The organism is Thermocoleostomius sinensis A174, from assembly GCF_026802175.1.
GTDB lineage: Bacteria > Cyanobacteriota > Cyanobacteriia > Elainellales > Elainellaceae > Thermocoleostomius > Thermocoleostomius sinensis.
In genome coordinates, this window is record NZ_CP113797.1 from 635,750 (window position 1) to 649,325 (window position 13,576).

General features: G+C 48.1%; 7 protein-coding genes, 1 tRNA gene and 1 other RNA gene. 4 read left to right on the top strand and 5 right to left on the bottom strand.

From position 1 onward, the window contains the following. Window positions 1-119 precede the first annotated feature (119 nt). A complete protein-coding gene (locus tag OXH18_RS02695; protein ID WP_268610882.1) occupies window positions 120-2,195 on the top strand; it encodes a S9 family peptidase in 2,076 nt (691 codons plus the stop codon). A gap of 253 nt (window positions 2,196-2,448) precedes the next feature. Here the strand turns inward: OXH18_RS02695 and OXH18_RS02700 are convergent, their stop codons facing one another. Both OXH18_RS02700 and OXH18_RS02705 read right to left on the bottom strand, forming a co-directional pair. Next, on the bottom strand, window positions 2,449-3,423 hold the full coding sequence (locus tag OXH18_RS02700) for a DMT family transporter (protein ID WP_268610883.1): 975 nt from the start codon (window positions 3,421-3,423) through the stop codon (window positions 2,449-2,451). Between the two features lie 668 nt (window positions 3,424-4,091). Continuing rightward, window positions 4,092-4,334 carry a hypothetical protein gene (locus OXH18_RS02705; RefSeq protein WP_268610884.1) on the bottom strand — a complete coding sequence of 81 codons (243 nt, stop codon included), beginning with the start codon at window positions 4,332-4,334 and terminating at the stop codon, window positions 4,092-4,094. Window positions 4,335-4,832: 498 nt separating this feature from the next. Between OXH18_RS02705 and OXH18_RS02710 the strand changes: the two genes are divergently transcribed. Then, on the top strand, window positions 4,833-5,147 hold the full coding sequence (locus OXH18_RS02710; protein ID WP_268610885.1) for a P-II family nitrogen regulator: 315 nt from the start codon (window positions 4,833-4,835) through the stop codon (window positions 5,145-5,147). 572 nt (window positions 5,148-5,719) lie between these two features. Here OXH18_RS02710 and argG read toward each other — a convergent pair. Then, a complete protein-coding gene (gene argG / locus OXH18_RS02715; RefSeq protein WP_268610886.1) occupies window positions 5,720-6,982 on the bottom strand; it encodes an argininosuccinate synthase in 1,263 nt (420 codons plus the stop codon). A gap of 190 nt (window positions 6,983-7,172) precedes the next feature. Between argG and ssrA the strand changes: the two genes are divergently transcribed. Next, window positions 7,173-7,564, top strand: a transfer-messenger RNA (tmRNA) gene (gene ssrA / locus OXH18_RS02720). Between the two features lie 201 nt (window positions 7,565-7,765). Here ssrA and OXH18_RS02725 read toward each other — a convergent pair. Next, window positions 7,766-7,839 (bottom strand) — tRNA-Pro (locus OXH18_RS02725). A 157-nt stretch (window positions 7,840-7,996) separates the two neighbouring features. Further along, a complete protein-coding gene (locus OXH18_RS02730; RefSeq protein WP_268610887.1) occupies window positions 7,997-9,166 on the bottom strand; it encodes a GNAT family N-acetyltransferase in 1,170 nt (389 codons plus the stop codon). Window positions 9,167-9,851: 685 nt separating this feature from the next. On the opposite strand from OXH18_RS02730, the gene OXH18_RS02735 reads away from it, so the two are divergent. Continuing rightward, complete coding sequence (locus OXH18_RS02735; RefSeq protein ID WP_268610888.1) at window positions 9,852-13,574, top strand: PAS domain S-box protein; 3,723 nt, start codon at window positions 9,852-9,854, stop codon at window positions 13,572-13,574. The last annotated feature ends 2 nt before the right edge of the window (window positions 13,575-13,576 follow it).

The window sequence follows — 13,576 nt, forward strand, 5'->3', positions numbered from 1 at the left end:
TATCCAGCCTACCAAATGATGAAAGCATGAAGAACAAGGGATAGCAGGCAAAAAAAATTATGCTTGAAGTAGGAGTTCGCTGATAAATCCACTGAAGTCACTTATTGATAATGGGTAGCATGTTCCAATCATCTTACGCTGGTGTTACTGATATCTCTGCCCCACCTATTGCAGAACAACGATCGCATACGCATTCCTTGCATGGAGATGATCGCCCCGATCCCTATTTTTGGATGCGCGATCGCCACGATCCAGCCGTATTGGCTTATCTAGAAGCAGAAAATGCCTATACAGCCGCGATTATGCAGCCTACAGAACCGCTGCAAGCGACGCTGTACCAGGAAATGCTAGCTCGCATTCAGGAAACGGACTTGTCGGTTCCAGTGCAAAAAGATGGCTATTTCTATTACACCCGTACTGAAGCGGGAAAACCCTACACCATCCATTGCCGCAAACAGGGCAGCTTGGAGGCAGAAGAAGAAGTGCTACTGGATCAAAACCTCTTAGCAGCAGGTCAGGAATATTTTGCGCTGGGCGTGTTTCAAGTTAGTCCCAACCATCAAATTCTGGCTTACTCAACGGATACGACAGGATCTGAGCGCTATACCCTGTTTTTCTTAGACTTAGCCACACGGCAACTGTATTCTGAAAGCATTCCCGACACAAGTTACTCGTTTGCGTGGGCGAATGATAGCCAAACCGTGTTCTATACCCAGGTGGATGAAGCTCATCGTCCCTATAAACTGCTGCGCCACCAGTTGGGACAAACGATCGCCAGCGATACCTTAATCTATGAAGAACCCGACGAAGCCTATTACCTCAGTGTCTACGAAACACGCAGTCAGGCGTATATTTTGCTGGAGTTGAGCAGCAAAGTTACTACCGAAATCCATTTTCTCGATGCCAATCAGCCCACCGGAAACTTTCAGGTGATTCAACCTCGAGCGCCCGGCATTGAATATTCCGTAGAGCATCACAGCGATCGGTTCTACATTGTCACAAACGAAGACGCTATCAATTTCAAACTCATGCAAACGTCTGTCAGCGCTCCTTCCAAAGATCATTGGCAAACGGTAATTGCTCATCGTGATGATGTTCTGTTGTCAGGAGTCAGTGCATTCGCTAATCATCTGGTGATTTACGAGCGGGAAGCCGGGCTATCCAAAATTCGAGTACGCCATCTTACGAACCAACAAGAGCACTACATCGCATTTCCAGAACCCACCTATGAAGTTTATGAAGATGCTAATCCTGAATTCAATACTTCGATTTTGCGTTTCAGCTATACATCCCTAATTACACCCCGATCGATTTTTGATTATCACTTGGATACCCAAATCCAAGAATTAAAAAAAGAAACACCGGTACTTGGTGGCTACGATCGATCGCACTATATCAGCGAACGATTACAAGCGATTGCCCCTGATGGAACGGCAATTCCGCTATCGCTGGTCTATAAAAAAGGAACTGAACGCAACGGACGAAACCCTCTCCTGTTAGTAGGTTACGGCTCCTATGGCTACAGCTATCCCGATGCTTTTTCTTCCACACGTCTGTCGTTGCTCGATCGCGGTGTTGTGTATGCAATTGCTCACATTCGCGGTGGCTCGGAAATGGGGCGTAAATGGTATGAAGACGGCAAGTTCCTGAACAAAAAGAACACCTTTACGGACTTCATCGCCTGTGCGGAATACCTGATTGAACAGCAGTGGACTTCGCCGCAACAGTTGTCCATCTCAGGTGGCAGCGCTGGAGGGCTTCTCATAGGGGCCGTGATTAATCTCCGCCCAGAATTATTCAAAGCGGCTGTGGCTCAAGTTCCGTTTGTCGATGTTGTCACCACCATCCTTGATACTTCGCTGCCGCTGTCGGCCATGGAATGGGAAGAATGGGGCAACCCCAATGACAAAATCTACTATGACTACATTAAGTCTTACTCTCCTTATGACAATGTCGCCGCGCAACATTATCCGGCTCTACTCATTACCGCTGGTTTCAATGATCCTCGCGTTTCCTACTGGGAACCTGCCAAATGGACAGCAAAGCTGCGCATCCTCAAACAAGACAAGAATGTGTTGCTGCTGAAGACTAATATGGGCGCTGGACACGCTGGCGCATCAGACCGCTACGAGAAGCTGAAGGAGATCGCCTTTGAATATGCATTCCTGCTACAACAATGGCAGTTAGATCGCTAGGCTCTGTCACACCTAATCACCTAGTCCTCCATCTTTGAACGGGTGCTACACGTAGCTTGTCAGCATCCGTCGAAGCTTGAGAACAGTCGTTGGGGGACATCAACCTGAGCTGCCGGTAGAGCCAGTGATCTGGACTAATTAGTGTATTAGTGTATTAACGTTAGGTCTCCGTAGTTTGGTTGCTTAACGGAGTGTAACTCAGTTATGGCTCGAAGGGTTCGAGCCGCTAGGCATCATGCCAATTTGTTTCAAGTTATTCGGTTTCTACCGAGTAAGGAGATTCGGATGGTTGGGTAGGCGATCGATCGTATCCCAAGGCAACAATGCTAACGATCACCAACAACACCCCTAACACCTGCCGCCATTGCAAATCTTCTTGCAGCCCCACCCAAGCAAGGACAACTGTAAAGACTGGATTACTAACTGCCACAATTGCCATGGACGCTGCACTCACTAAATGAATGCCAATGTTATAGAGCAGTTGACCTAACAGGGTCAGCACCGATGCCAGGATGCTGATGATCCAGAGCGGTTCCCATGCACCGGCTGGAACATCGATCGTGAGTAACGGCAAAAGCAGGGTAGAGAGCAGCGCCATCACAATGAAATTGATCAACGTGAAGGGTATGGGATGAATGCTGCCAAAACAACTTTGTGCCAAAAGCCCTTGTATGGAATAGGCTACACTCGCTCCTAGGGCGGCTCCTACTCCTAGCAGCACATTACCGTTCTCTCCAGAAAATCCCGGTGTCACCAAAACACTACCCAATAACACTCCCCCGGTGACAATTCCGCGCAATCGGGTTGGACGGTTGCCAAAAAACTTCCAGGCCAGTAATCCAGTAATAGCAGGGTGAATAAAGAACAGTACGGTGGCAACACCGGCTGGAATTGTGGCGATCGCTAAAAATAACAGCGCCAATGCCAAAAACAAGAAACTACTGCTGATGATTGTCCGCATTAGGAGGGGACGTTGTTGAGACTGGAACAACTTTTGCAGAGCCTCGCCTGTAGTTGGATAGAGCCGCCAAGCAAGCAACGCCATCGCTGGCAACACTAGCACCGATCGAATTTGTAAAATGAGCAATGAATGATCTGGGGTAGGAGCTAACAAACCGCCCCACACAAACTGCCCAGCAATCAAACTTTCAGAAAAAATGACTCGTAGCAACACGTTTTGAAACGCCAAGCACAAAGAGCCAAGGATAACTATCAAAAATCCGTGCATGGTTGCGTTCCTCAAACGATGGAATCGTGTTCTACGCCAATTTATTTACATTCATCAATGACTGATTGTAACAATTTCATAAGATTGAAACTGGATAAAGCTCAGAAGTATTGAATCTAGCCATAAAACCTCATACTTGATCAGACAAGCATGTTCGGCAGCAAATCATAATTAGAATCAAATGCACAATCAATACCATGTAGACTTGCATTGCCACTTTGTTGAGATTTGTCTAATCAAGGAGTCAAGCTTGAGATGTATCTTCAAACACTTCCACAAAAGCTCAATTTGCTAGCGATATTAGAAACCAATACCTGAATTGTTACCTAGTACGCTTTTCGTACCTCTAGCATCGAGAATTGCCAACCAAAAAACGATCGGGTCCTATACTCCTGATCAAAAAATAGTAGGAGAGGTAGAAGTCAAGAAGATTAAAGAGACTCAGAGAGAAGGACAAACTAAGATCATTGTAAAGGATGAATAAAGTGCACACTTGTATACCACACAAGTGACACAGCGCTGTTGGCTCTATTGCCAAGCTAGAGTAGGTCATAACCGCATCTGGACCAACGATCGATACCTATTCCAAGGAAACTAGTCACTGAAGCAATCCTCGCTGTTAGTTGACGCTGTCTCAAGGAGAACACCTCGCCCCTACGATCGCTCGATCAATCTACTTGCCAGATTGGTAACTCGGTTGGTGGGGTCGGCTCTAAAGGGGGACTATAGCGAGCGGCGTTCATCCAAATGACTGAAAGCAATAAACCGACGACACAACCGATCAGAAAAATCCAAGCGTGGGAGGGTTCCAAGACACAGAGTAAACGGCGATTACTGCCATACACCTGCACCACCCACCCCTCATCCGTATCCAACTTTAGCTGTGACTGCCTCGACTCAAACTTACTCATGGTTTTCGCTCCATACTGGTTATGGGTATCGCTGACAGGCAAGTGCTCTGTATCGTATGGAACACCTGCCGAAAATCTACCTGCGTAATGGGTATAGCCGCTTTAGACAACGGATATATCTTGAGCGACCTTTGCTCAATCATAGAAAATAATCTATGATTTGAACAAGTACTATATATCTAAGTTTATACAACCTTGACTGATAAGCAGTACCTTTTTCTGAAAAGGCACCTCAAACTTATCGAATTCTTTAATAAGTGAAACTTATACGTTGAACCAATTCAACTAGATTGCACCTGATTTTTAGGTCGAATAGTGGTTAGGGTCCCAAAAGAATAAGTGTTTTTTATAAAAGTTTTGCTGATTTGAGTCAATTTTTCTCAACAGAAAGCAATAGATTCGTCGAACTTTGGCATAAACTTAAAGATATGGTTCAAGGCAAAACCATAGAGTATTGTTTTGGATTATCGAAGCAGAACGCATCAAGAGGTAACTCACATGCCCCAGAAAGCCAGCAAGCTCGTCATTGTCACCGAAAAGGTACTGCTGAAACAGATCGCCAAGATCATCGACAAAGCCGGGGCTACCGGTTATACAGTGGTGGAAGCTGGCGGTAAAGGCAGTCGCAATGTACGCTCGTCGGGACAACCCACCGTTAGCGACAGCTTCTCAAATATCAAGATCGAGGTGCTCACCGCTAGCCGGGATATAGCCGTGAAGATTTCAGATGAGGTCGCGGTGCAGTTTTTCGACGATTATTCAGGCATTGCCTATATCTGTGAGGCGGAAGTACTGCACGCGCACACGTTCTAACTCAAAACCTCTTAGGGGGCAGAAAATTCCGTCGTCTACGATGATTAGTCTCATCATAAGAGCATCACTACCTTCGCGACCTCAATTTGAGAGCCTCGGAACGGCTGATAGCGCTTTAGGGCATAAGCTTTTGGAGAATGGAACAGTGGGGTGAGGGTGAATTAAGTTCAATTCATTGATGACACCACCGATGACACCACCGGGCAATTTCTTGCGTCCCCAGTTGCAAAAAGCTCACCCCCGGCTCTCCGCGTTACTAGCCAAGTGGTGACCAGTTTCTGTTTTGAGCTAGCAGTATCCCCACCGTGTGTAGTAGATCAAGCCGAATCTAACAGAGGAAAGTTAGCGGAGACTGACAAGAGATGTTGGATTGATCTCATTTACCTCTCTTTTCTTTCCGCTCCTTTGTTATTTCGTGTTCTTCCTCTCGTCTTCAACTTCATCCTCATACTATCTCTTCAGTATCTTTTGCACTATTTTTCTGTTATCCCGAAAGATTTGCACCGATTTCTTGCCATAGCAGCTTCACCCGGAGTAGAGACGGGGGTTTGTGCTGAGTTTATTAGCCGCGTTCAGAGCAAGTCCTGACTATTACGTTCCAATGTAACCTGACCACTGGTGGCTAAAACTCGAGCACTGACGCCAAACACTCGCAGCAGTCCTTCCGAGTCGGAGTGATTATACTCGCCCACCCCTTCCATAGATGCATTTTCTTCTGAATAGAGAATGTGAGGCACGTCCACTGCTGAGAGGAAGGAAATGGTGCCTTTGTAAACCAAAATGGTGATTGTTCCAGTCGCTAGTTCAGCTGTGCGTGCGATCGCCCGTAACGCCATCTGCGTTGCCAGATCGTACCAGTAGCCTTGATAGATTTGCTTGGCAATCAGCAGTGACAGTTGGTCATAAAACTCACGAGCCCGGCGATCGAGAATCAATTGCAGCAGATAAGCATAGCAGGTTCCCAAAATTTCCACCCCAGGGCTTTCATAGACCCCGCGTGATTTAATTCCTACAAAGCGATTCTCTACCAAATGGGTACCAATGCCAATCCCGTGCTTACCGCCGATCGCATTCGTTTGCAAGAATGCCTCAACCAAGCTGACGGTTTGACCGTTAATCGCCACTGGGCGACCCTGCTCAAAGCGAATGCTCAGTTCTTCCGCTTGATCGGGTGCATCTTGGGGATAGCATCCCATGATTGGCTTAACGAACTGTGCTGGTGTTTTTAAGTCTTCTAGCAAGCCGGATTCATGCGTCAACCCCAACAAGTTGGCATCCGTGGAATAGGGCTTGTCTTTCGAAGCGGTAATGGCCAGCCCCTTCGCTTGACAGAAATCAATCATTTCGCTGCGTCCCGGAAATTGGGCTAAAAAGCTTTCATCGCGCCAGGGGGCATACACATCAAATTCGGGAGCCAGCATATTGGTAATCAGTTGAAACCGCACTTGGTCATTGCCGCGCCCGGTGGCCCCGTGGCTAAACACCGTTAGGCCGCGCTGTTTCATCTCTTCGATCATAGCTTTTGCCAATACACAACGAGCAATTCCTGTAGTGTTCCAATAACGTCCTTCATAGCAGGCTTGAGCTTGAATCACATCCACCCCGATCGCAGCAATGGCATCTCGGCAAGGTAGCATGACGAAATCGACGGCTCCGGCAGCCAACATGCGCGATCGAATCGCTTCAATGTCATCTTCATCGGGCTGTCCCAGATCCGCCGTGAAGCATACGACCTTCACACCTTGGTCAGTCAGCCACCGAGTAATGGTGCAGCTATCCAACCCGCCCGAACCAGCAAAGGCGATCGTTTTTCCTTTCAGGTCTTGCGCTTTCATTTCAAGTCCTCCTTACCACCCATCGATCACTAAAGTCCTCATTATCTAGCGAAACTTGAGCACAATCCTGTCAGCAACGGTACAGATCGGAACGCGCTCCTCGTTTAAGGCAAACCGTAACCTTGCTACGGCTCCTTACCCTCGGCTGGCAGGAATGGTGAATCGCGCTATAATTAGGAAAGCACAACGCGGGGCTGTAACGGTTTCGACGTTTTGGTGAACGCTATTTCGTGATACAGGCCGAGAGCGAGCTAACTCTCGAAAATCAATGGCTCAAAACAACGTACATGCGAACAACATCGTACCTTTTGCTCGTAAGCAAGCTGCTGTTGCAGTTGCCTAAAAACCTCTAATTGGTTCGAGCGTCTGTAGTTTGACTCCGTTAAGGACTATGGACCAACCCCCAACGGATGCGCTAGTTGATTGCCTCTGGTCGATCGCTAGCTAAGACTTCACCAGAGCATCCCACCGTTCGGGATAAGGAACGGTTCCCGCTTCGAGGATGAGAGAAGCTAAGCCTGTGAATGAGCGGAGTACTAATAACCAGAGCGGACACGGGTTCGACTCCCGTCAGCTCCATTTTGCTAAGGTTTTTATGGCACGGCTGAATTGAGATAAGGTTTGTCAAATTCAGTCCTTGCACAAGCACCATGAGAACAGACGGGGATTTAAGCTGCTGAATCAAGGAAGCAGACAGTAGGAAATCCTGTCTAGGCGATCGATGTCTGCCATCAACTGTCAAGCCGCATACCAACGGCTCAGGAACATGAACAATACCAAAAATCGGGATGACTGGATTCGAACCAGCGGCCCCTTCGTCCCGAACGAAGTGCGCTACCAAGCTGCGCTACATCCCGTAACGAAGTCCTGAACCTTGCCTGTTGAGGCTGACCGGACATCGTAGCCATTATAGCTGATCTTGAGAGCCCTTGTGAGAAGAGAGTGCTTCAACAGGTCAACTCACATATTCTTATTCGTTGTGTAGTAATGTAGCCAAAATTTGGAAGCTTGGTACTAGAAGAAGTCCGGCAGCCAAGGACAGCTACCTGTAAACAGTTGGGTAGCTATCGTCAGAACAGAGTCAGAAGCGTCGAGTAAGCCTGTCCATTTCAACTGAAGCGGCGTCAACCATCCGCTGTATAGCGGTGCTAGTCCTCGAATAGTTAACTTCAGATCGCCTCGACCACCGGGGGAAACATCTCCCTTACCCTCGGATACCGATAGAACGAACTTACCGTTATTTTCTGTAAGCCAATCATCCTGAAGTTCAACGTGCAATTCAGTTTCAAGTTCAACCGGATAGCCGCGCTTTTCCAACGCCGATCGCGCATTGACTATTCGCAGCATCCAACTCATGCTTGACACCTGCTTGGCGGATTGCTCTGGTAGTAGTAATAGCAACGGATCGATTGCCGCCCCAGTCCAACCAATTTTGTCAATTTGCGACCGATGATCGGACCAAAACGTTAAAAGACTGCGCCCCGCTTCAGCCGAAGTCACTGCCCAATCGCGCACCTGTAACGTTGACTGCTCCACCGATCGTCGTTGAGTAAAGATCACGTACCCCTGTGGCGGCTCGCCAATCAGATAGGCATAAAGCGGGGTTTTATCGTCAGTCTTCAATCGTTCTTGCCAAATGGCAACATGACGATCGAGATGCCCATTTTGACGTTGAGCAAAGGCTTGCTGAAGTTCAACAAAACGGTTGATTTCGATCGACTCCACGGATTGAATCGGCAACAATCGATCGCGCAATTGAATTGCTGATGTTGGCATCGACCAACTAACGCGGCTTCCTCCCTGCTCATAGCCAGCTTTGCGATAGAGTCGTTGAGTTGCAGGATAGAGCACCGAAATGGGCACACCTGTGTCGTGTAACTCTCTCAGCATCTGTTGCAACAGAGTAATCGCAGCCCCGCCTCCACGATATTCTGGCGCAATTCCAACCGCTGCAATGCCGGTCATAGTGACTCGTTGCCCGCCCCACCACTGTCCCATCGGAATCAGCGCCAAGCCGCCTACTAACTGTTTATTGATGCCGATCGTGCGAAAGTTAGAAGCTCCAATCTGATTAATATAATCAAGGCTTTCGCTGGGCGAGCCAATGAAGCATTGGGACAAAATTTGGCTCAAGTGTTTAATCTCGTTATCCCCGGTAGCTGCTTGATAGTGAAACTGAGCCATAAATGTTATACATCTTGACGACGTGCCCTTTCAGCATAAATCAGACACGATCGTTCGGCTTCACCAACTTGATTCACCAGACTGGAGGATGCAATGGATTCTATCAATGCGTCATCTAGTGCATGGGAAGTATCGTTTTTGGCTTTATCTTTAACTCATTAACTTCTACTACCAAATTAGCTGTTAGGTTGTTGTTCTTTCTTAGTAAAATTTCTCCTCAACAAGCGGGTTGTTGCAAAGATTATATTGTTGTCGATGGTCATTGAGTTCAGTGTTTTTGAGCGATCGAGTTTGCGAAAAGATTTCGCGAAAAATCCTGAAATGGTTGATTTTATGTCACTAAAAAGTTTTATTTTCATCACTACCTGATTTGTTCCCGTTTCAAGCAGGTGTTGCTGAGCAGAACCATGAAACGTGAAGTCAATGTAACTGTGCTCTACACAGTGTTTAATTGCTTTCATTAAAGCGATAGTCAAGTTATTAAGGATTGTGACCTATAGTTGCTTCCTAAACCACTCATGCTTCATTACTTGTTGCAAATCTACCTCGAGCTAGAAGACAATGCATGTAAATTTTTGAACAGTACAAGTAAAGAAAAGTTTACATTTCTACGCGATCAACAGCGCAGTCTCGCAATCAATCCTGGTCATAATCAGTACAGTCAGCCTCAACGTGCAATGCTGCAATGATTCAGATTCTGCTTATTGATGACAATCCAACTGATCGAGCATTGGCAATTCGCGCCCTAGAGCAGAGTTTGTCCGATTTGCAGGTTCAACCGATCATGCAAGCAGAGGCTCTTGATCAAGCGATCGCACAGGGGCGATTTGACTTAGTGATCACCGAGTACAATTTGGGTTGGACAAATGGCTTAGCGGTTTTGCGTACCATCAAATCTCACTATTCAACCTGTCCGGTCATTATGCTAACCAGCAGCGGCTCCCAGGAAATTGCGGTCGAAGCCATGAAGGCAGGGCTAGATGATTATGTGATTAAGTCTCCACCGCGCATAGCCCGATTGCCAACTGCGGTTAGTCGAGCGCTTGATAATGTCACTAGTCAGCGTCGTGCCGATGAACTGGAGTCGCGGCTGCACTCCTTGCTAAATGACTTAGAAGTGGGGGTGTATCGTCTGCTATCCGACGGTAGCCTTCTAGAAGGAAACCCAGCCTTCTGGCGATTGTTGAATGTAGACTGGGCGGCCGAGGCCATGCCAATCGCACAGTTGACTAACTATTTTCCCTCAGACTTCTATACCGACTTGCTGGCGCAACTAGGACAACCTGATTGCTCTATCAAAGACACTGGCTCGAATCACATTCACGAGGTGCAACTATATCAATCTGGGGGCGGCGCGTGCTGGGTGCGGATTAATAAACGCTGTAAAACGATCCAAGGTAAGCCAGTCATAGCGGGCATTATTGAAGATATTAGCGATCGCAAACAAGCAGAAGCCAAGCTATATCAACGAGAACAAGCTTTCCGAGCGCTGGTAGAAAACTCACCCGATATCGTCGCTCGGCAAAATCGGCACTTGCAGTTTGTGTATGTCAATCCTACCGTTGAAGCAGCGATCGGGCTGTTGCCAGAGCAATTGCAACACAAAACCCTACTGGAACTTGGCTTTCCTACAACCATGGCAAATAACTGGAATCGCATGGTGGAACAGGTGTTTGCAACCGGACAAAGCGGAGCCACCGAGTTCAAATATCTGTCTCCCCACGATGGGCTGCGATTTTACCAAACGCGGTTTGTGCCAGAGTTTGCCCAAGACGGATCTATCTCAACCGTGCTCTCAATTTCGCGAGATGTCACCGACTATAAGCGGGCTGAAATGACGGTCCGGGAAAATGAGTCCCGATTACGGCTGATCTTAGAAAGTGCTAAAGACTATGCCATTCTCACGCTGGATATGTCTGGACGCATCACCAGTTGGAACTCTGGAGCACAGCGCCTATTGGGGTACGAAGAAGCGGAAATTTTGGGGCAGACGGTACACATCATTTTTACCCGTGAAGACAATGACCAGGGTCAAGCTGATAAGGAATTGCAGGTTGCCGCTACTGAAGGGCGAGCCAACGATGAACGCTGGCATGTGCGCAAGGACGGCAGTTTGTTTTGGGCCAGTGGGTTGGTGATGGCGCTGCGAGATGAAGCCAACCAAGTGCACGGTTTTCTCAAGATCATGCAAGATCGAACAGAGCAACAACGCACCCAAGAAGCACTGCGGTTGAGTGAGAGCCGCTATCGCACATTGGCGAATGCGGTATCGCTGTTGATGTGGGTGAATGATGCCAAAGGCAATATCCAGTTTTTCAATCAGCGCTGGCAAGCCTATACGGGCAAAACTACCTTAGAGTTGAATGTGGGGCTATGGCGCGATCTCATTCACCCCGATGACTTTCAACGCACCTTTGATACGCGAGTAACGGCCATTCAGCGCGGCGAACCCTATGAAGTGAAATGTCGCTTGAAGCGATTTGACCAAACCTATCGCTGGCATTTGGCGCGGGTTGTGCCCTTGAAAGACGATCGCGGTGAAGTTATATCCTGGTTTGGCACGGCAACGGATATTGAAGATTTACAGCGCCTCGAGGCAGAGCAACGGTTTTTGGCGGAAACGAGTTCAACGCTGGCGGCTTCGCTCGATTATCAAACTACGTTAAGGACGATCGCCCAATTAGCGGTTCCGTTCCTTGCTGATTATTGCTTTTTTGACATTGTGGCGGTAGACAACAAAATTGAGCGCATCACTTGGTATCACGTTAATGCTGAAACTCAGGAGTGGTTTGCGCAAGCACCGCAGCATGTGCCGCAAATGACCGATACCCATCCCGTTGCCCAAGTCTTGATGAGCGGTGACGCTATCTTGGTGCCGCAGGTGACAGATCAATGGATGCAATCGATCGCCACCAGTCCAGACCATTTGCAGTTTATGCGTACGGCTCGGTTGCAATCAACCATGACTGTGCCGCTGATTGCCCGCGATCGACGCTTGGGAGCCTTAACGGTTTGCTATACTGCCGAGTCTGGCCGCACGTATTCAGAAGCAGAGCTAGCCTTAGCCAAGGAGCTAGCTCACCGGGCGGCCCTGGCCCTCGACAATGCCCAACTTTATTACCAAGCGCAAGAAGCCAATCGAATTAAGGACGAGTTTTTAGCCGTTCTATCGCATGAATTACGATCTCCACTAAACCCAATTTTGGGCTGGACAAAACTGCTGCGCACACGCAAATTTGATGCGGCTGCTACCGATCGTGCCCTAGCTACCATTGAACGCAACGCCAAAGTCCAAATTCAATTGATTGACGATTTGTTAGACGTAGCACGAATTCTGCGCGGCAAGCTGTCTTTACAAATCACTGCTGTTGATCTAGCCACCACCATTGAAGCTGCGATCGAGACTGTGCGACTGGCCGCCGACGCCAAATCAATCCAAATTCAAACCCACTTTACCCCCGATGTGGGCCCCATCGCGGGAGATGCCGGACGACTTCAGCAGGTAGTTTGGAATTTGCTGTCAAATGCGGTCAAGTTCACCCCTGTAGAAGGCCAAATCGAAGTACGGTTAGAACAAGGCCTGGGCAATTTGGCAGTGAGCACGGGTTGGGAAACACGCAATCCTATCTCCGAATCGCTAACCGCCACTTCGTCACCCTCTGCCATTCACTATGTAGAAATCACCGTCACCGATACGGGCAAGGGCATTACTCCGGACGTGATTCCCTACATTTTTGATTATTTCCGCCAGGCAGATAGTTCCACGACACGCAACTTTGGAGGATTGGGATTAGGACTGGCAATCGTTCGCCACATTGTCGAAATTCACGGCGGCACTGTTCATGCTAGCAGCCGTGGAGAGGGACAAGGGTCTACCTTTGTGGTGCGACTACCACAGCGAAAGTTTGCACATAGCGACGAAAATCGAGAAGCCGATCGATCGCTCCTAGTTTCAAATTCGTTACCCTTAGCCGGAATTCGGGCATTGGTGGTGGATGATGAAGCAGATGCCCGCGAATTACTGACCGTGACGCTGCAACAAGCTGGGGCAATTGTGGTTACGGCCGCTTCAGCCATGGAGGCATTAGAAATTCTCAACCAATTTGCTTCTCCACCCACTTCTCAGTCTGTTTCTCAATCCGATACTGATTCCAAACTTGATATTTTGATTAGTGACATCGGGATGCCCGATGTAGACGGCTATATGTTAATGCAACGGGTTCGCTCTTTGTCTACTGAGCAAGCCAAGCTACCAGCGATTGCCCTCACTGCCTATGCTGGAGAGTCGAACCAAAAAAAGGCAATAGCCGCAGGATTCTATCACCATTTGGCGAAACCGATCGAACCAGACGTATTGGTACAAATCGTTGAAATGCTGGTTGGAAGAAAAGACAAAGGCAGAGGGTAAAA

Bases quoted from the DNA above. Each gene is read 5' to 3' on its own strand.
- OXH18_RS02695 (WP_268610882.1), top strand. From the start codon at position 120: ATGTTCCAATCATCTTACGCTGGTGTTACTGATATCTCTGCCCCACCT.
- OXH18_RS02700 (WP_268610883.1), bottom strand. From the start codon at position 3,423: ATGCACGGATTTTTGATAGTTATCCTTGGCTCTTTGTGCTTGGCGTTT.
- OXH18_RS02705 (WP_268610884.1), bottom strand. From the start codon at position 4,334: ATGAGTAAGTTTGAGTCGAGGCAGTCACAGCTAAAGTTGGATACGGAT.
- OXH18_RS02710 (WP_268610885.1), top strand. From the start codon at position 4,833: ATGCCCCAGAAAGCCAGCAAGCTCGTCATTGTCACCGAAAAGGTACTG.
- argG (WP_268610886.1), bottom strand. From the start codon at position 6,982: ATGAAAGCGCAAGACCTGAAAGGAAAAACGATCGCCTTTGCTGGTTCG.
- OXH18_RS02730 (WP_268610887.1), bottom strand. From the start codon at position 9,166: ATGGCTCAGTTTCACTATCAAGCAGCTACCGGGGATAACGAGATTAAA.
- OXH18_RS02735 (WP_268610888.1), top strand. From the start codon at position 9,852: ATGATTCAGATTCTGCTTATTGATGACAATCCAACTGATCGAGCATTG.